Below are 18,258 nucleotides of genomic sequence, written 5' to 3' on the forward strand. Positions count from 1 at the left end.
TGAGGTTTCCATGAAGGCATTCTCGTGCGTGTTTTACCGTTTCGCAGCGGTGTTGCTGGCCGTCTCCTGTCTCGCGTTCGGCGCTTCGGCGGCGGAGAAAAAGCAGGAGTTCAAGGTGGCGTGGTCGATCTATTCCGGCTGGATGCCCTGGGGTTACGCCAGTGAACACGGGATCATCGACAAGTGGGCGAAGAAGTACGGGATCAAGATCGAACTGGTGCAGCTCAACGACTACATTGAATCGATCAACCAATACGCGGCTGGCGCGTTCGACGCCTGCGGCATGACCAACATGGACGCCCTGACCATTCCGAGTGCCAATGGCGTGGACACCACCGGCCTGATCCTCGGCGACTATTCCAACGGCAACGATGCCATCGTGCTCAAACACGGCAAGACCTTCGCCGACATCAAGGGCCAACAGGTCAACCTGGTGGAGCTGTCGGTCTCCGACTACCTGATGTCCCGGGCCCTGGACATCCATGGCCTGTCGCAGCGGGACATCAAGATCATGAACACCTCGGACGCCGATGCCGTGGCGTCTTTCACCACCCCCGGCGTGACCGCAGCGGCGCTGTGGAACCCGCAACTGAGCATGGTGATGAAACAGTCACCAACGGCGGTGGAAGTGTTCACCTCCAAGGAAATCCCGGGCGAGATCATCGACATGATGGCCGTCAACACCGAGACCCTGAAGGCCAACCCGGAACTGGGCAAGGCACTGGTCGGTGCCTGGTTCGAAACGCTGCAGTTGATGTCTGGCGACAACGGCCAGGCCATCGCCGCACGCACCTCGATGGCTGAACGTTCGGGCACCGACCTCAAAGGCTACGAAGATCAACTGACGCAAACCATGCTGTTCTATACACCGGCCACGGCGTTCGAATTCGCCAATTCCGACGCGATCCGCCACACCATGGACAAGGTCCGCACCTTCTCCTTTGCCAAGGGCTTGCTGGGTCAGGCGGCGACCAGCGCCGATGCCGTGGGCATGCAATTCGCCGATGGCTCGACGTTGGGTGACAAGAACAATATCAAGCTGCGGTTTGATACGCAGTTTGTGAATATGGCGGTGACCAATCAGCTGTGACCGTTCGGGGGGCGTTCGAAGGAGTGCCCCCTTATTGGCGGTCAGAACTTGGCGTAGTTCAAGGCATCGACAATGGCTGAACCACCGATGCCGGTCAGCGACAGCAACAGCGCACGAATCAGCGGGTCTTCGGAATAGCGGGAGAACGAGCCCGTGTTGAGCGTGGCGATGCGGTCGCGGATCATCTGGAATTTTTCGTAGTAGCCCGGCTTTTTGGGGGTCTCCAGTAGATAGGCATCGATACGCATCAATGCCAGCGTACGAGCCTTTTCGGCCGCCCGACGCAGCGACAGTGCGGACGCGAGCAGGATCAGCGTGGTCAGCAGGAATGAAATGACCACGCTGGGAGGCGTCGGCCAGTTGTCGAACAGGCTGCTGCGCGACGCCAGCAGAATCAACATGACCACCGTCGGCGCATAGATCAGGCGGCTGACCGCTGAAGTGCGCTTGGCGATCAACTGCAAGTCCACCCATTCATCGATGCAGGGATGCCTGAGAACGCCGAAAATCTTCCCGTGTTCCTGCTGCAGCTTTTCGGGCCAGATCGCATGGTGATTGCTCAGATGCCGTATGAACCGGGTCAGTAGCAGATTGGCGTCCACGACCCAGAACACCAGCACCTGGAAAGCCAGGGTCGGGATCAGCCAAACGAACATCCACCAACTCGACTGACCGCGCACCGGAACCTGTTCCATTGGCCAGATCACAAACAAGACGCTGGTGACCACGATGAACACCCAGGTCGCGAGCAAGGCGCGCAAGAGGCGGGCACCGAACGCTCCGCAGATGCAGTGCTCTCCCCAGAAGCGCGCAATGGAAATCATATTTCGTTCGTCGTCGCAGTTGGCCTGGACCGTTGTGCACGTCTTTGACCAGTTGTCATTGGTACTGACCAACGGGAAAAAAATCAGCAACAGGAAATGCCCAAACTCATTGCACCAACGACGAAAGCTCCAGCGCCTGCCTTTGTGAAAAAAGTGCAGTACCTGGCGGCACAAACCCAATCGGTATCTGCGCATGTAGGCGTGCAACTGGTAGGCGCTTTCTATCTCGGCCCTGTTGATGCGCAGGTTGCGCCAGCCCCATGCCAGTGCCGAAAGGCAGATCAGCACGGCGGCGACGCGCAGCGCTACCGTCGGCCAGGCACTGATGCCTTCAAACAGGAACATCGGCTCGCCGAGCCCATTGTTCGTCAAGGTGCTGCGCATTTGGTACGCCAGCATCAACGCGAGCACGAACCCCACGAGAGGGACGACGATGTACCACGTTGGCGAATCGTACACGCCGCTGCTGGCGCTGGCCGTTGCGTTATTTTCCAGTGTCTGCTGGTCGAGGTGACGGGTCCAGTTCGAGGTAATGATGCCCAGCAGGATCAGCACGAACGTGAACCAGAGAAACTCGGCATGCCAGAAGCGGGTGGCGATAAATGCGCAGGCTGCCGCGATCATATAAAGCGTCATGGGCACGCCGCGTACCCAGTCAAGCTTCGTCTCGTGGGCCATTTTTGGCCCCGACACCCATCGCCAGGCAATGAACCCGCCAAGTAGCAGAAGGGTAAACGTCAGCGGCCCAGCCCAGAAAAATGCTTGGGTTCTTTTGAATTCTTCGCGCATGGATTGAGAAGCATCAGGGTAGGGCGGTGGCGATGGATCCTGCAGGCAGTTCAAAGACATCAGATCGTGAGGACGTATGTCTTGATCCGAAACGGTCAGCAGGGTCGCAGCCTCGCAACTCGTCGGGCGTTCATGGATTACCGGGCTGGCCAGCGGGATGAAGCCGCTGATACCCACCTCATACATACCGGGCGAGAGCAGGTTCGATTTCGAATAGTGAAATTTCGCAAACTTGGCATCGAAGGGTTGTGGTGCCAATGCCGCCAGCACGGACACGAAAACCGAACTTTGCAGACTGTCGCGAAACGGCGGCACGTCTTGTTGCAGGGCGCGCGTCAGCGTCAGCCCATAAGGCGCCGCCAGAATCAGGTTGCGGGTGGTTTCGGCCTGACCTCGTTGCAACATGCGCGCGTCGAGGTCGGTGGAAAAATACAGCTTGTATGGCATCCGGCTCTTGAGCGCCTGCAATACCAGGAGTTTGTCGTAGGTATCGACACCTAATATGCCGATGGCGCCGATGCCTGGTTCGCCGTTTTGTCGATAGACCGCGTCCTCGCGCGCGATGTGGTCGGCAAGGCGTCGCAGGTAGTCGAACTGGGAGTTTCCGTCGGCTTTCTCCAGTGGGCTGAGGTCAATTTTGTTGGCGTCCTTGCTGTTTTTGCCGGCATCGCTGCTGGCGGTTTTGTCATTGCTCGCGGCTTCCTCGGGGAGGCGTCCGTCCAGTCCCCGTAGATAGCTGTAACGTAAAACCCACTTGTCGACTGCTGTCTTGTCGTCGCGTTCGTTCAGGTCGGCCTTGTCGACCACCCAGGCCTTGAAACTTTCGATCAGCGCGCGACTGTAAAAGCTGTCCCATTCGGAAATCAGTGCGATTCGGTCTGGCGGCAGCGGCCAACTGTTCTTTACGCAGAGTTGTCCGTTTCGCTGCCGCTTGTCTTTGCTGCAATGCAGGCTGGTGGCCGGATCGACATTGCGCAGTTTCAGTTCCTCCAGTGTCAGTTGCGCCATGGTGCCGTCGTCGCTGACGGTGCGCAGCAACTTCATGGGTTGTTTGTTCTTTATTGGCGGCTCGGGAACATTGAGGTGGTTTTTCAGTGTCAAGTTGTCCGCAGTGGCCAGGGGCGAGTAGATCTCGACATTGGATGTTGCCCGGGCGTTGGCTTCATCCTGATACATGCCACGCAAGATGGTTGAAGTGGCGGGGCCGATGACTTTGAGCACCGTACGATCGTCAGGCACGCCGGTGCAGGCCAATGGGTAACTGTTTTCGACCGTGCTGCACGCCAGGCTTTGACGCAACTTCTCCAGTTGCTCCAATGGCCGTGGACCCAGTGCGTCCTGCTTGAGCCAGAACACGATGGTGTGGTCGGCGGGTTCGGGGGCGCCTTCAAGAGGTTTGGGTGGATCGAATGGATTGGAAACAAATATTTCATACGGCACATCGATGAAGCGTTGGTCCGGCGAAGGATCAACCGAGAGATCGGCGGCCAGTCTCAAACAATGGATGTACTGCTCCTGATCCGGCACCCGGTGGGAGTTTTTGAACCCGGCAAGCAGGGCATAGCGAGTGCGCCGCCGGCGCTCGACCTCGTCGGCGTAAGGGCCGCCTTCCACCAACGACACCATGATGTCGGGCGGGGTGGAAGTTCCGGGCGGCGAGGAAGCCCTGGGCGTGCACAATTGCGCGGCATCCGGACTCTTGATGTCGTCAAGTTTCTTGCGATAGCGCTCCAGTGCATCAAACGGGTCTTGCCATAACCGCGCCTCAATGGGCAGTTGCGCCTGAAACTGCGCACCGATGGGCCGCGGCTCGAGGAATGGTTCGCGAGTCAGTGCAAACGTCGATACGACCAGACTGAGGATGACCGCACTACCCGGTAGCCAAAACGCCAGATTAGTGCCTGAGTCCTTATTAATGTCCATGGCCTTTCCCTCGAATGGCCGACAGCAACACGTTAGTTATAGACCCGATTGGCAAGTTGGATTTTGAACATGAGTTAGTTTCTGTAGTTGAAACTATTGTTGCGACGGAAAGTTGTAACGCGGTTAATACACTAGTGTGAAATAGACAAAGTTGAAGTATTCGATCCGCTGATCGCCGAATTCTTGCCCCCACGCTAACTGGCGTAGAGTGATGGCTTGAAATCATCTATGCCGCTTTTAAGGTCAAAGGGATCAACCGCCCATGCACCACATCGGACTCATCGTCTACCCAGGCTTCCAGGTCCTCGGCCTCGCCATGTGCGCCACCTTCGAACTGGCCAATAACACCGCCGAAGCGCCGGTGTACAGCCTTTCCCTGCTGTCCGAGCACGGCGGCACGGTGCAGACCTCCGCCGGATTCGGCGTGGAAACCCAGGCATTCGATCAACGGGCGTTCGATACGCTGCTGGTGATGGGCGACAACCTGATCCGGCCCACGTCGCCAGGCATGGTGGCGTTTTTGCGCCGTGCCAGCGAATCCACCCGGCGGCTGGGGTCGATTTGCACCGGTGCGATTGCGCTGGCCGAGGCGGGTTTGCTCGATGGGCGGCGAGCGACCACACACTGGTGTCATGCGCCGGCCTTGCAACGGGCGTTTCCAAAGGTACTGGTCGAAGAGGACCGCATCTTCATCAACGACGGCAACCTCTGGACTGCCGCCGGCATGAGCGCCTGTGTCGACCTGGCGTTGGCGCTGGTGGAAAAAGACCTTGGCGCCCAGGTGGCGCGCACGGTGGCTCGGCAGTTGGTGGTGTATCACCGCCGCGCGGGTGGGCAATCGCAGTTCTCAGTGATGCTGGAATTGGAGCCGAAGACCGATCGCATTCAGGCGGCGTTGACCTACGCCAAACAGCACCTGAAATCCGCGTTGTCGGTGGAAGAGTTGGCGGGCGCTGCGAATTTGAGCCCTCGGCAATTCAGTCGAGTATTCCATGCGGAAACTGGTCAATCGCCCGCCAAAGCCATCGAAAACCTTCGCGTGGAAGCCGCACGGTTGATGATGGAAACCGGTCGGCATGCCATCGATGTGGTCGCCACCGAGACCGGTTTTGGTGACCGGGAGCGTATGCGTCGGGCCTTTATCCGCGCCTTCGGCCAACCACCGCAGGTGATCCAGCGGGCGAATCGGGTGATGACCTGAAAAGTGGTGTATTCGACATTTAAGACAAAATATGATTACCGTAATCTGGATCTCGTTGAAGCCCATTCCCTCAGTGAGATCACCGCCATGACCATCGTCAAAGCCGCTGCCGTCCAAATCGCACCTGTGCTCTACAGCCGTGAAGGCACCGTAGAGAAGGTCGTCAACAAAATTCGCGAACTCGGCGAGAAGGGCGTGCAGTTCGCCGTCTTCCCGGAAACCATCGTGCCGTACTACCCGTACTTTTCCTTTGTGCAGTCGCCATTCGACATGGGCTCCGAGCACTACAAGTTGCTCGATCAGGCTGTTGTCGTGCCGTCGGCAACCACCGATGCAATCGGCAAAGCGGCCAAAGACGCCAACATGGTCGTGTCCATCGGCGTCAATGAGCGCGATGGCAGCACCCTGTACAACACGCAGTTGCTGTTTGATGCCGACGGCACGCTGATTCAGGCGCGTCGCAAGATTTCGCCGACCTATCACGAACGCATGATCTGGGGCATGGGCGATGGCTCCGGCCTGCGTGCCATCGACAGTGCTGTTGGCCGTATCGGTCAACTGGCCTGCTGGGAACATTACAACCCGCTGGCCCGGTATGCCCTGATCGAAGACGGCGAACAGATCCACGCCTCGATGTACCCCGGCTCGTTCGCCGGTGAGCGGTTCACCCGGCAGATGGAAGTCAGCATCCGCATGCATGCCCTGGAATCGGCGTGCTTTGTGGTCAACTCGACCGCCTGGTTATACCCGGATCAGCAAGCACAAATCATGGCCGACACCGGTTGCGAGATCGGCCCGATCTCCGGCGGTTGCTACACCGCGATCATCGACCCACAAGGTGAAGTCATCGGCGCGCTGACTGAAGGCGAAGGCGAGGTCATCGCTGACATCGACCTGTTCCAGATCGAGATTCGTAAACGTCAAATGGATGGCCGCGGTCACTACAGCCGTCCGGAAATCCTCAGCCTGAACATCGACCGCACACCGCACCGCCATGTGCATGAGCGCAATGCCCAGCCGACACGGGCGGTCACCGGTCAACCGGAAGCCGTGTGATCGGGTAAACGCGAGGTACAAAAAAGGCCCCTTCATCAATCGATGAAGGGGCCTTTTCCGTGGTGGGCAGTTTTACAGTTCCTGGGCCAGGAAGATCAACGTGTTGCCATGCGCCTCAGCCGCTGCGCGCTGGTTGTAGCTGTCGCGGTGCGAGCAGTTGAAGCCGTGTTCGGCTTCCGGGTACACGACAATTTCCACGTTGTCGTTGGTGTCGAAACGTTCGGCGATTTTCTCCACGGCTTCGAGGGAAATGTGGCTGTCCTGTTCACCGAAGTGCATCAGCAAAGGCACTTCAATGTCGTCGGCGCGGTCCAGGTGATTCTGGATGCCGCCGCCGTAATAGGCGATCGCTACATCCACCAAACCATTGGTGGCCGTGAGGTACGACAGCAGGCCGCCAAAGCAGTAACCGATGGAAGCGATGCCGCCATCCAGCCCCGGCTGGGCATCGAGGGTGTCGATGGCCAGTTTGATGTCGGCCTGGGCCTTGGTGATGTCGGTGGCGTTCATCAGCTCGACGGCGCGTTTCCAGCCGGCTTCGTCGTAGGTCAGTTCGATGCGGTGGCCGTTGCGCCAGAACAGGTCCGGCGCGATCACCAGATAACCATCAGCGGCGTATTGCTCGGCGACGGAGCGGATGTGCTCGTTGACGCCGAAGATCTCCTGGATCAAGACGATCCCCGGGCCACGCTGGGTATGCGGAATGGCCAGGTAAGCGCCAAATTTACCGTCGTCGCTGTCGATCTCGATCCATTGGGTGGTCACGCTCATGGTGGCTCCTGTCTACGCAAGTGAGGTGGAAGGTGAAGCGTGTCACGGTAGCATTTCAACGATTGTGACGGCGCCAGAAAAATCGCGCCAGCAGCGTATCGAGGCTCAGCTTGCCGGCACCCGAGAGCAGCAAGGGCAGGAGGGCGGCGAGGTAGATCACCGGCAGTTTGAAGTTGCCGTGGCCTTTATTGCTGATGGCGTAACCCTGGGCAAGCTCACTTAATGTAGACCAATCGGCCGGCCAGTGAACGGCGGCAGTGGCGACAACGGTGACCACGATCAGGATGATCGCCGAGACCCGCGTGCCCACACCCACCAGTATCGCGAGGGCGCAAATCAGCTCGGCCCACATCGACAGTTCCCAGTTCAACGTGGCAGGCACGTGATCGAACGGAAACGGAAAACGGTCCTGGATGTCGGCAAACCAGTTCTCGCCGTTCCATTTTTCCAGGCCCGACTCAAAGAATTCCCAGGCAATGAACAACCGCAAGGTCAGGGGCGCGAGCCAGCTACCGGCACGGTCGAGGTTCAGGTGCAGGCCTTTGACGGCCGAAGAGATTGAAGTGTTCATGGGCTAGATCTCCGTCAGGTCAGGAATGCGGGGCATCGAGTGCCCCGCGCAAGGGGACTACTCGGCGGCACCGCACTTGCCTTCGCCACATTTGCCTTCGGCGGGTTTTTCCGCGGTGTCGGCCTGGACCTGGCTGTAACCGTGGGCCAGTTGTTTCATGCTGAACGCTTCGGATTCGGAGGCCGAAGCGATGTTCGACAAGGCCAGGCCACCGGCGATGAGCAGGCCGAGGGTCAGGGAAGAAGTGGAGAGCTTGAACATGGTGATACTCCGTACAGTGAGTGAGTTGAGCGCTTTGATCGGCTTGGCCAATCGACCGGTGCAGTTGACCAAGCCGGTGTATCTGCGATGTGTCGTTGGGGCGGGGTTTTATGGACGGGGTGTGTCAGGGGCGGGTCTGTACACACGCAGATACACAGCCACCGCGAATCCCGTGTAGGCGTTGGGTTTTGGATTGGGGTGAGGCCGCTGTGATTCCTGGCCGACGCGCAGCGTCTAGCCTCAGTGTCCCCGCAATCCCATGGGGCGTGACTTTGGAACCTCGCATGCAAGCGCTGTTGAACGAGATCCTCGACGCTGTCCGGCCGCTGATCGGGCAGGGCAAGGTGGCGGACTACATTCCTGCCCTCGGCACCGTGCCGGCCAATCAATTGGGCATTGCCGTGTACAGCAACGACGGTGAGTTGTACTGCGCCGGCGATGCCGAGACGCCGTTCTCGGTGCAGAGTATTTCCAAGGTCTTCAGCCTGGTGCAGGCCATCGAACACTCCGGTGAGGCGATCTGGGAACGTCTGGGCCACGAACCTTCCGGTCAACCGTTCAACTCGCTGGTGCAGCTGGAATTCGAGCGCGGCCGTCCGCGTAATCCCTTCATCAATGCCGGCGCCCTGGTGATCTGCGACATCAACCAGTCGCGCTTTGCCGCCCCGGCGTTGTCGATGCGGGATTTTGTTCGTCGGCTGTCCGGCAATCCGCAGGTCATGGTCGATGGCAAAGTCGCCGAGTCCGAATACCAACACCGTGCGCGCAACGCCGCCATGGCCTACCTGATGCAGTCGTTCGGCAACTTTCACAACGACGTCGAATCCGTGCTGCGCAGCTACTTCAGCCACTGCGCGTTGCGCATGAATTGCATCGACCTGGCCCGGGCGTTCTGCTTTTTGGCCAACGACGGGTTCTGCAAGCACAGCGGCGAACAGATCCTCACTGCGCGCCAGACTCAACAGGTCAACTCGATCATGGCCACCAGCGGGCTGTACGACGAGGCCGGCAACTTTGCCTATCGCGTGGGTTTGCCGGGCAAGAGCGGGGTTGGCGGCGGAATTGTCGCCGTGGTGCCGGGGCAATTCACGGTGTGCGTCTGGTCGCCGGAACTGAACGCCGCCGGCAATTCCCTGGCCGGGATGGCCGCGCTGGAATTGCTGAGCCAGCGGATTGGCTGGTCGGTGTTTTAACGGGCAGGATTAATGACGCTCCGGAAAATTTCCTATACATTTTCCGGCCGCCCCCTGCATGGTGAAACCGCTTCATGTCTCTTGCGCTCGAACGTCTAGTCGCTGGTACGCCGATTCCTTTTGCCGGTAATCGTGTCACGGTCGTCAGCCCCGAACTGGCCGCACGCTTCCAGCCCGGCGACCACCTGCTGGTGGAACAGGTCAGCGGCGAATTGTTGCTGATCCCGGTGGCGGACCAGCAAGCGGCCAGCGTTGCGATAGAGCGCGCAGAAGCAGCCTTCATCGCGATGTCGGCGGTGTCGGATCAAGCGATCAGCCACTTCTTCGACCTGTTTGCCCAACGTCTGGAAACCCCGCAATGCTGGGACTTGATCGCGGCCGCCAACCTCGCTGACATCGAGCGCGCCAAAGCCCGTGGACGCTCAACCACGCGCTTGCTGGCCGATGAACGCATGCGCCGCGACATGATCGCCGGCCTACGGGCGTGGCGCGATGCGTCGGCCACGCGCGGCAAAGTGATCAGTTGCGTCGAACATGACGGCTGGAAAGTCGAGCAAGTGGTGTCGCCGCTGGGCATCGTCGCGTTTGTCTTCGAAGGTCGACCGAACGTGTTCGCCGATGCCGCCGGTGTCTTGCGCACCGGTAACACCGCGGTGCTGCGTATCGGCAGCGATGCATTGGGCACCGCCCAGGCCATCGTCACCCATGCGCTGAACCCGGCGCTGAGCGACGCCGGATTGCCGGTCGGCGCGGTGTCGCTGGTCGAAAGCGTCAATCACGCGGCCGGTTGGGCGATGTTCGCCGACCGGCGTCTGTCCCTGGCCGTGGCGCGGGGTTCGGGGCGTGCGGTCAGCCAATTGGGCAGCATCGCCCAACAAGCGGGCACCGCCGTCAGCCTGCACGGCACCGGTGGCGCCTGGCTGATTGCCGACCAACACGCCGACGCGACGCGCTTCGCCGCCGTGGTGCGCAATTCCCTGGACCGCAAGGTCTGCAACACCCTCAACGTCTGCCTGATCCAGCGCGACCGCGCCGCCGATCTGGTGCCGCTGTTTCTCGATGCGTTGCAACAGGCCGGCACTGCACGGGGCCAGGGCTGCAAATTGCACATCGTCGAGGGCAGCGAGGCATGTTTGCCGACGGAATGGTTGAGCGCGAGCGTCGAGGTGTACCGCGCCGAAGGCTACCGCACCGAAGCCATGGCCGAGCCACTGCCGGAGGAGCAATTGGGCCGCGAGTGGGAATGGGAAGAAACCCCGGAAGTCAGCCTGATGATCGTCGATGACCTGGACCGTGCGATTGCCTTGTTCAATCGCTATAGCCCGCAGTTCACGGTGTCGTTGATCAGTGAGGATGACGCGGCGCATGAGCGCTTCTACAACGCGGTCAACGCGCCATTTGTCGGCAACGGCATCACGCGTTGGGTCGACGGACAGTACGCCTTGAACAAGCCGGAGCTGGGTCTTTCGAATTGGGAGAGTGGTCGACTGTTTGCGCGCAGCGCGATTCTCTCGGGAGACGGTGTGTTCACCATTCGCAGCCGCATGACGCAGACCGATCTGTCGGTCAAGCGCTAGGGATTCCGACCGCAGGCGAGGGGGCACACTATAATTAAGGTGTTTGCTCCTTCGTTCTGAAAGAGGGATCCATCATGAAACTCCGTTCCTTCGAGCAATATTCCCATCACCTGGAATCGGTCGCTCACGATACCTGGCTGACGGCCCGGGTGAAGTCGGCCCTGGCCATGGGCGAACCCACCCTCGCCATGCACATTCACGTCAAAACCCATGCGGGCACCGTGGCGTTGAGTGGTCGGGTCAACACCCATCGGCAATGTGAACAGGCTGTGGCACTGGCCCGCTCGGTTCAAGGTGTGGTCGACGTCGATGCCCGGGAATTACTGACACACGTGTTCAAACCAGGCACTTTTCCCGAAGCGCCCAACGCTGAGGAGAGCGCGGAGCAGCGGCCACGTTCGTCAGACGACCAATGACCCTGTCAGCAGCGCTTCCGGGATCGGGAGCGCTGCGCAAGGGCTGATCATCAAGCGGCTTCGACCGCTTTGCCGTACACCGCGCACGTCGTCGGATGTTCCGCCAGCGAGACGAAGGTGCGGGTGCTGGCCTCCAGGGCGTCAATCGAACCGGTTTCGATGTCGTAGACCCAGCCATGCAAATTCAACAGGCCTTTTTCCTGCGCCAGGCGCACGCTCGGGTGTGTCTGGATGTTGGCCAGTTGCGCAATGACGTTTTCCCGGACCATTGAACTGACCCTTGCCGCATCACTGGTGTGAGGGCGGGATTCGTTGATGACTTTCGCCGATTCGGCGTGCTGCAACCAGCCGCTGACTGCCGGCAGGTGATCCATGCATGTGCACTTGGCGATGGCGGTCATGGCGCCGCAATCCGAATGGCCGCAGATCACAATGTCGGTCACACCGAGCACTGCGACCGCGTATTCAACCGTGGCCGACACACCGCCCGGATGAGGGCTGTAGGAGGGCACGATGTTGCCGGCGTTGCGGATGACGAACAATTCACCGGGTTCTTGCTGGGTCAGTAATTCGGGCACTACACGGCTGTCGGAACAGGTGATGAACAACGTGCCGGGATGCTGGGTGGTGGCCAGGTGTTTGAACAGGTCGGTGCGTTGTGGAAAAGCTTCGTTCTGGAACTTCAAAAAACCGTCGATGAGCGCTTTCATGCTGATGTCCTCATTGTGTTTGTAGCCGCTGTCGAGCCCGCGAGGCTGCGTCCGGCTGCGAAGCAGTCGCCTGTATTGGCGAGGACTGCGTCCTCGGACGCAGCCTCGCGGGCTCGGCAGCGGCTACAGGGGGGTTGTGTCGGGTTAGAACGGGCGCAGTGGCAGGAACTTGCCGTCCAGGGTGATCACCGCACGGGAGCCGCCTTCCGGGTCTTCGACTTTTTTCATGTCGAGCTTGAAGTTGATCGCGCTGATGATGCCGTCGCCAAATTGCTCATGAACCAGGGCTTTGAGGGTGGTGCCGTAGATCTGGATCATTTCGTAGAAACGGTAAATGGTCGGGTCGGTCGGGACACCGGAGAGGCTGCCGCGCAGGGGGATGATCTGCAGGCGGGCCACCGCGTCGGCGTCCAGTTCCAGCTTGTCGCCGATCACTTCGGCAGCGGCTTTGGGCAACGGATGCTGACCGAGGAGGGCGGCGGTGACGTAGGCCAGGCCCAGGCCGGTGCCGTCGGTCAGGTCCTGCCAGGACAGATTCTTGCGGGCCTTGGCATCGAGGATCGAGGTGGTCAGGGCCAGGCTTGGGTCGTTGTAGGCGTGGGACTGTTGCATGGTGATTCTCCTGTCGGCGTGGTGTTGCTTGGGTGTGAAGCCATCTTCTGCCGATTGATCCATAGCGTCCAAGATCGATATACAATGCTGTGCATAAGCCCTGCCTATAGATGGAATCCCCATGCTGCTACGACATCTGCGCTATTTGCTGGCGGTCGCCGACCACGGCGGCTTCACCCGGGCCGCCGAGGCGTTGCATGTGTCGCAGCCGACCTTGTCCCAGCAAATCCGGCAGCTGGAAGAAACCCTGGGCGTAAGCCTGTTCGACCGCACCTCGCGCACCGTCAAACCGACCGATGCCGGCGCGGCCTACATCGAGTGTGCTCGTCGCGTATTGGTGGAACTGGAGGCTGGAAAACGTGCGCTGCATGACGTGAAGGACTTGTCCCGCGGCACCTTGCGCCTGGCGATGACGCCGACGTTCATGGCGTATCTCGTGGGGCCGCTGGTGCGCGATTACGTGGCGCGGTTTCCGAATATCCATCTGGAGATTTTCGAACTGTCGATGGGTGACATTGAAGCGGGGTTGGTGGATGACTCACTGGACATCGCCATTGCGTTCAATGAAGTCAGAAATGCCGACATTGAATCGATTCCAGCGTTTACCGAGACACTGGGGGTGATGGTGGGGCGCGCTCACCCGTTGTATGACAGTCAGCTCGCATTGCCCGCTGAAGAACTCGCTCAACTGGAGTTCGCGCTGTTGACCCCGGACTTCATCACCCGCACCCGCATCAATGAGTATTTTGCCCAGGAGCAGATCACGCCGAAGGTGGTGATCGAGGTCAATTCTGTGAGCACCTTGCTGGAAGTCATTCGGCACACGGCAATTGCCACCATCCTGCCGGAAGCCATCGCCAGCCAGGAGCGTGCGCTGCGCAAGATTCCATTGGTGGGGGAGGCGCCAACCCGCGGGGCGGCGTTGTTGCGTCGTAAAAACAACTACCACAGCGCGGCGTCGGTGGCGTTTATGAATCTGGTGTTGGGGCTGTAAAACACTCAGGCACAAAAAAGGGCCTGCTCTTTAATGGGAGCAGGCCCTTTTTTATCAGTAAGTCAGTTTGTTAGTAGAACCGATCAATCACCCGAACTTCGTTTTGGTTCTGCAGCGAAGCCCATGCCTGTTTCAGCGTTTGCAGAACATTACCGATGAAGTCCTTGTCGGCCGCGGCTTTCTTGCCGACATAGCCCTGGCCGCGACGGTACATCTTCAGTCGGGCGAGCAGGTTCTGGTTGTTCTGGTCGAACTCCGCTTCATGAGCGTGAGGCGACAGGCAGTCGATATGAACCTGGCCCGATTTGCTGATCCACAGAATGTGGCTGTCGTGGCTGTCTTTTTGCGCCGCGAACAGACGAGCCAGTTCATCGATAGAAGGTTGATTGTTCAGATTCATAATTTGCCCCTTGACCATTTGGTGATCTTTCAAAGTTGGTTCGCTAATACAAGTAGCCCATCGGTTAGTTGATCCCTGGCACCGAAACCAGGACGTCAGCGGTCGGCCGTCAAATTCAACGGGTCTCGCGTCTGTTGCATGTAGTCGTGTTGAATAACTGCTACGCGTTAGCGTCACAACGAAGAGAAGCAGCGAATACCTGGAGGCCACTGCCGACTTTTCAGGGTCGGCCACAAGCTTCATGAGGATTGATCGCCAGCGCTTCTCGTCCTTGTACTGGACGTTCGGGCCAGGTCAGCTTCTTCAATCTGCCTTGTGGGCAGCGTGTATCCGGGAAAAACAGCTCGGCGGTCAGACGAGCTTGCTCAAACATGTTGCTGTACTCCCGATCGGGGAGATGTCTGCATCATGCAAGGGCAAAACGGAGGCGTCAACCGTTATGTAGTGATTTTTTTCAGTCACTACATATTGTCGGACAAAACGGATTGGAATGAAAAAGCGAGGCCGGGACACGCCCCTCAGGCCTACGGCTGCGGGCTCTGAAAGCGGTAGAACGTGCAGGGATAACCGTCTACTGGCTGCTGATGCAGGGTGAATTGATTGCCCGTAAGATCAGGCATCACTTTGGCCCAGAACCGCCGTGCAGGCGGGTTCGCATCGATGTGGAAAATCTGCCATTGACCGGGGAATTGGCTCAAGAGGGTGGAAACGACAAACTTCGCGACACCTTGGCCACGGAAGCGCCGACTGACAAAAAAATAGCCGATGTTGTACTCGGCGCCTTCGAGGTGGGTGTCGTCGTCCACGGTCACGAAACCGGCCAGCTCACCGTCGACCCGGATCAAAAACGCTCGGGTCGCGGGCTTGCGCCAGTAATCGAGTTTGGGCTGGATGTTGAAAAAGCCATGCTCACCCAGTTCCAGCGGCAGCCATTCGCTGAAGTCGTAGACGTAGAACTGCATCAGGTTTTGGAGGGTGTCGAAGTCGTCACGCTGGGCGGCGTGCAGTTCTATCGAAGGCATTGTGCGGGGCGCTCCAGGTTACGCAGGGCCATCCGTGGCCCTGTAAGGATCACTCAGTGCGGCGCGAAGTCGTACTGGCCGCCTTTCTTCAATGCAGCGAGGTAAGCCGGGCGCGCCTGGAAGCGTTGGACCCAGGCCGCCACATGCGGGTAGTTGGCCAGTTTGCCTTGGGCACGGGCGATCTCGCCGATGAAGCTCATCTGGATATCGGCGGCGCTGAACTCGTCACCGAGCAGGTAATCGGACTGGCTCAGTGCGGTGTCGAGGTAGCCCAGGTAGTTCGCCACTTCCGAGTTGATGCGCGGATGCAGCGGCGCCCCGGCTTCACCGAGGCGTCCGACATACAGGTTCAGCATCAGCGGCAACATCGCAGAGCCTTCGGCGAAGTGCAGCCACTGGACGTATTCGTCGTAGGCAGGGGTGGAAGGATCGGGTTGCAGGCGACCCTGGCCATGACGGCGGATCAGGTAATCAATGATCGCCGCGGACTCGATCAGCTTCTGCTTACCGTCTTCAATGACCGGCGATTTACCCAGCGCATTGATCGCTTTCAGTTCCGGCGGGGCAAGATTGGTTTTCGGATCGCGCTGATACAGTTTCAGCTCGTAAGGAATCGCCAATTCTTCCAGCAGCCAGAGAATGCGCTGGGAACGGGAGTTGTTCAGGTGATGCACGATAATCATAAATATAATTCCTGTAGCCGCTGTCGAGTGAAACGAGGCTGCGATGTCTTTTCAGAACAGGCAGTCGCCGGGCTTGAAGAACACTAGACCATCCCGGTCCGTTCGAAGTGCCATCAAGCCTTGCTTGTCGGTTTCGCGGCGCGTTTGCTGCCCGTCGAGGGTTTGCGTGTCGCCGGTTTGCGTTTTTTCTTCCACGGTGCGGCACCTCGCCCGGCCGGGCTGGCGGGGCCGCTGATGGTCAGGCTCAAACCGGCGCAACGGGCGACTTGTTTGCTCATCCACGCCGCCTGTTTGGTGACGAACTCTTCCAGGCTCATTTCGCCACTCTGCACCATGTCCAGCGCTTGTTCCCAGATCGCGGTGGTGCCGGGGTCGGCAATCGCGCGCGGCACCGCATCGATCAGGCTGAAAGCTGCCGGGGTAGCGGCCAGCGCTTTGCCGTTCTTGATCAGGTAACCACGGTCGAGAAGGCCCTGAATGATCGAGGCGCGTGTCGCCTCGGTGCCGATGCCGGTGGTGTCCTTGAGCTTCTGTTTGAGCAGCGGGTCTTCCACCAGTTTGGCCACGTTTTTCATGGCCTTGATCAGGTCGCCTTCGGTGAACGGTTTGGGTGGCTGTGTCCACAGGTCCTTGAGCTTCACATCGGCCACGGTGCAATCCAGCCCCTCCGCCAGTGCCGGCAAGGTTTGTGGCGCAGGCGCCTCACGGCCCTTGGCGGGGGCGAGGGCTTCCGGCAGGGCACGCTTCCAACCGGGTTCGACGATCTGTTTGCCGACGGCACGCAGGGCTTCGCCGGCGCAGTTGAAGTCGGCCTGGGTGCGGTCGTATTCATGATTGGGCAGGAACTGCGCCAGATAACGCGCACGAATCAGCGTGTAGACCGCCCGCTGTTTGCCCACCAGCCGATCCAGATTCTTCGCCGCTGCGGTGGGGATGATGCCGTGGTGCGCCGTGACCTTGGCATCGTTCCAGGCCCGTGAGCGCCGTTGCGGTTCCAGGTAATCGTTCAGCGCGTTCAGGGACGGATCGGCCTGGCGCAGTGCGGCGAGAATGCCGGGGGCTTCGCTGTGCTGACTCAGCGGCAGAAAACCGCAATCACTGCGCGGGTAGGTGATGACTTTGTGGGTTTCGTAGAGCGCCTGGGCGATATCCAGAGTTTCCTGGGCGCCGAGGCCGAGCTTCTTCGAACAGACTTCCTGCAAGGTGCCCAGATCGAAGGGTAGCGGGGCGACTTCACGCATGCGCTCGGTGCGCAGTTTGATCACTCGTGCGCTCGCGGCGTTGCCAAGCGCTTGTGCGGCGGCTTGCGCGAGGGGCTGGTTCAGGCAGCGATCCTGGTCATCACAAGCATCGGACGTTGCACGCCATTGGGCTGTGAACGCCGTACCTTCGTGCAGCAGCTGCACGTCGATGGCCCAGTAAGCCACGGGGACGAAATCGGCAATGCTGCGATCGCGGTCCACCACCAGCCGCAAGGTCGGCGTCTGCACCCGACCTACCGGCAACACGCCCTGATAACCGGACTGACGGCCCAGCAACGTAAACAACCGGCTCATGTTCATCCCGATCAGCCAGTCGGCCCGGGAGCGACCCAGCGCCGAATGATAAAGGCTGAATGTTTCGGCCCCCGGTTTCAGCGCAGACAGTGCCTTGCGGATCGACGCATCGTCCAGCGCCGACAGCCACAGCCGACGGATCGGCCCGCGATAGCGGCAGTGCTCGACCAGTTCGCGAGCGATCATCTCGCCTTCGCGGTCGGCGTCGGTGGCGATCACCAGCTCATCGGCCTCGCCGAGCAAGCGTTTGACGGCTTTGTACTGGCTGGCCGTGCGCGGCTTGACGGTCATCTTCCATTTCTCGGGAATGATCGGCAGGTCGGCCAGTACCCAGCGTTTGTAGCGCGCGTCGTAGGCGTCCGGCGGTGCCGTTTCCAGCAAATGGCCGATGCACCAGGTCACCGTGACGTCTGTTCCCAGCCAGCAGCCATCGCCCCGACGCTTGGCGCCTAGCACGGCTGCAATGTCTTTGGCCTGGGAAGGTTTTTCACAGAGGTACAGCCGCATAACCACCATCGTTCATCAAGTGTGCAAGAGGCGCACAGAATGGCCGGTGATGAGCGCCGGATCAATCTTTATCTGTATGGATGTACAGCAAAGCTGTTGCGT

Annotated in this window: 17 protein-coding genes; 7 read left to right on the forward strand and 10 right to left on the reverse strand. The window is 59.7% G+C overall.

Translation table 11 applies throughout. From position 1 onward, the window contains the following. The first annotated feature begins 10 nt into the window (after positions 1-10). Positions 11-1,090: a putative urea ABC transporter substrate-binding protein gene (locus tag D882_RS0122445; RefSeq protein WP_032833637.1), complete on the forward strand. Its 1,080-nt coding sequence runs from the start codon at positions 11-13 to the stop codon at positions 1,088-1,090. Between the two features lie 41 nt (positions 1,091-1,131). Here the strand turns inward: D882_RS0122445 and D882_RS0122450 are convergent, their stop codons facing one another. Continuing rightward, a complete protein-coding gene (locus D882_RS0122450) occupies positions 1,132-4,626 on the reverse strand; it encodes a membrane protein (RefSeq protein WP_027925313.1) in 3,495 nt (1,164 codons plus the stop codon). Positions 4,627-4,888: 262 nt separating this feature from the next. On the opposite strand from D882_RS0122450, the gene D882_RS0122455 reads away from it, so the two are divergent. Beyond that, positions 4,889-5,827 carry a GlxA family transcriptional regulator gene (locus D882_RS0122455; protein ID WP_027925314.1) on the forward strand — a complete coding sequence of 313 codons (939 nt, stop codon included), beginning with the start codon at positions 4,889-4,891 and terminating at the stop codon, positions 5,825-5,827. Between the two features lie 87 nt (positions 5,828-5,914). Continuing rightward, positions 5,915-6,883 (forward strand): nitrilase-related carbon-nitrogen hydrolase, encoded by a 969-nt coding sequence (locus D882_RS0122460; RefSeq protein ID WP_027925315.1) that lies wholly within the window; start codon positions 5,915-5,917, stop codon positions 6,881-6,883. A 72-nt stretch (positions 6,884-6,955) separates the two neighbouring features. Here the strand turns inward: D882_RS0122460 and D882_RS0122465 are convergent, their stop codons facing one another. The 3 genes from D882_RS0122465 to D882_RS0122475 are packed head-to-tail and all read right to left on the reverse strand — an operon-like array spanning position 6,956 to position 8,486. Next, positions 6,956-7,654 carry a dienelactone hydrolase family protein gene (locus D882_RS0122465; RefSeq protein WP_027925316.1) on the reverse strand — a complete coding sequence of 233 codons (699 nt, stop codon included), beginning with the start codon at positions 7,652-7,654 and terminating at the stop codon, positions 6,956-6,958. 55 nt (positions 7,655-7,709) lie between these two features. Continuing rightward, a complete protein-coding gene (locus tag D882_RS0122470) occupies positions 7,710-8,225 on the reverse strand; it encodes a DoxX family protein (protein ID WP_027925317.1) in 516 nt (171 codons plus the stop codon). A gap of 57 nt (positions 8,226-8,282) precedes the next feature. Beyond that, the gene (locus tag D882_RS0122475; RefSeq protein ID WP_027925318.1) at positions 8,283-8,486 is read right to left on the reverse strand and encodes a hypothetical protein; all 204 of its coding nucleotides are present in this window, start codon (positions 8,484-8,486) and stop codon (positions 8,283-8,285) included. A 284-nt stretch (positions 8,487-8,770) separates the two neighbouring features. On the opposite strand from D882_RS0122475, the gene glsB reads away from it, so the two are divergent. The 3 genes from glsB to D882_RS0122490 all read left to right on the forward strand — a co-directional run bounded on the left by glsB (position 8,771) and on the right by D882_RS0122490 (position 11,672). Next, positions 8,771-9,679, forward strand: a complete 909-nt coding sequence (gene glsB / locus D882_RS0122480; RefSeq protein WP_027925319.1) for a glutaminase B — start codon at positions 8,771-8,773, stop codon at positions 9,677-9,679. 74 nt (positions 9,680-9,753) lie between these two features. Continuing rightward, positions 9,754-11,256 (forward strand): aldehyde dehydrogenase family protein, encoded by a 1,503-nt coding sequence (locus D882_RS0122485; RefSeq protein ID WP_027925320.1) that lies wholly within the window; start codon positions 9,754-9,756, stop codon positions 11,254-11,256. 74 nt (positions 11,257-11,330) lie between these two features. Further along, positions 11,331-11,672, forward strand: a complete 342-nt coding sequence (locus tag D882_RS0122490; protein ID WP_027925321.1) for a BON domain-containing protein — start codon at positions 11,331-11,333, stop codon at positions 11,670-11,672. Between the two features lie 50 nt (positions 11,673-11,722). Here D882_RS0122490 and D882_RS0122495 read toward each other — a convergent pair whose 3' ends face one another. Continuing rightward, positions 11,723-12,382, reverse strand: coding sequence for a carbonic anhydrase (locus tag D882_RS0122495; RefSeq protein ID WP_027925322.1), 660 nt, complete (start codon positions 12,380-12,382; stop codon positions 11,723-11,725). A 144-nt stretch (positions 12,383-12,526) separates the two neighbouring features. After that, positions 12,527-12,994: a cyanase gene (cynS, locus tag D882_RS0122500; RefSeq protein WP_027925323.1), complete on the reverse strand. Its 468-nt coding sequence runs from the start codon at positions 12,992-12,994 to the stop codon at positions 12,527-12,529. Positions 12,995-13,115: 121 nt separating this feature from the next. On the opposite strand from cynS, the gene cynR reads away from it, so the two are divergent. Then, the gene (gene cynR, locus D882_RS0122505) at positions 13,116-13,988 is read left to right on the forward strand and encodes a transcriptional regulator CynR (RefSeq protein WP_027925324.1); all 873 of its coding nucleotides are present in this window, start codon (positions 13,116-13,118) and stop codon (positions 13,986-13,988) included. Positions 13,989-14,058: 70 nt separating this feature from the next. Here the strand turns inward: cynR and D882_RS0122510 are convergent, their stop codons facing one another. The 4 genes from D882_RS0122510 to D882_RS0122525 all read right to left on the reverse strand — a co-directional run bounded on the left by D882_RS0122510 (position 14,059) and on the right by D882_RS0122525 (position 18,156). After that, positions 14,059-14,388, reverse strand: a complete 330-nt coding sequence (locus tag D882_RS0122510) for a hypothetical protein (protein WP_027925325.1) — start codon at positions 14,386-14,388, stop codon at positions 14,059-14,061. 524 nt (positions 14,389-14,912) lie between these two features. Continuing rightward, positions 14,913-15,410 (reverse strand): GNAT family N-acetyltransferase, encoded by a 498-nt coding sequence (locus tag D882_RS0122515; RefSeq protein ID WP_027925326.1) that lies wholly within the window; start codon positions 15,408-15,410, stop codon positions 14,913-14,915. 53 nt (positions 15,411-15,463) lie between these two features. Further along, positions 15,464-16,093 (reverse strand): glutathione S-transferase family protein, encoded by a 630-nt coding sequence (locus tag D882_RS0122520; RefSeq protein WP_027925327.1) that lies wholly within the window; start codon positions 16,091-16,093, stop codon positions 15,464-15,466. A 113-nt stretch (positions 16,094-16,206) separates the two neighbouring features. After that, positions 16,207-18,156 (reverse strand): DNA topoisomerase III, encoded by a 1,950-nt coding sequence (locus tag D882_RS0122525; RefSeq protein ID WP_027925328.1) that lies wholly within the window; start codon positions 18,154-18,156, stop codon positions 16,207-16,209. Between the last annotated feature and the right edge of the window lie 102 nt (positions 18,157-18,258).

The sequence above is a fragment of the Pseudomonas sp. URMO17WK12:I12 genome, assembly GCF_000514395.1.
Classification (GTDB): Bacteria; Pseudomonadota; Gammaproteobacteria; order Pseudomonadales; family Pseudomonadaceae; genus Aquipseudomonas; species Aquipseudomonas mucoides.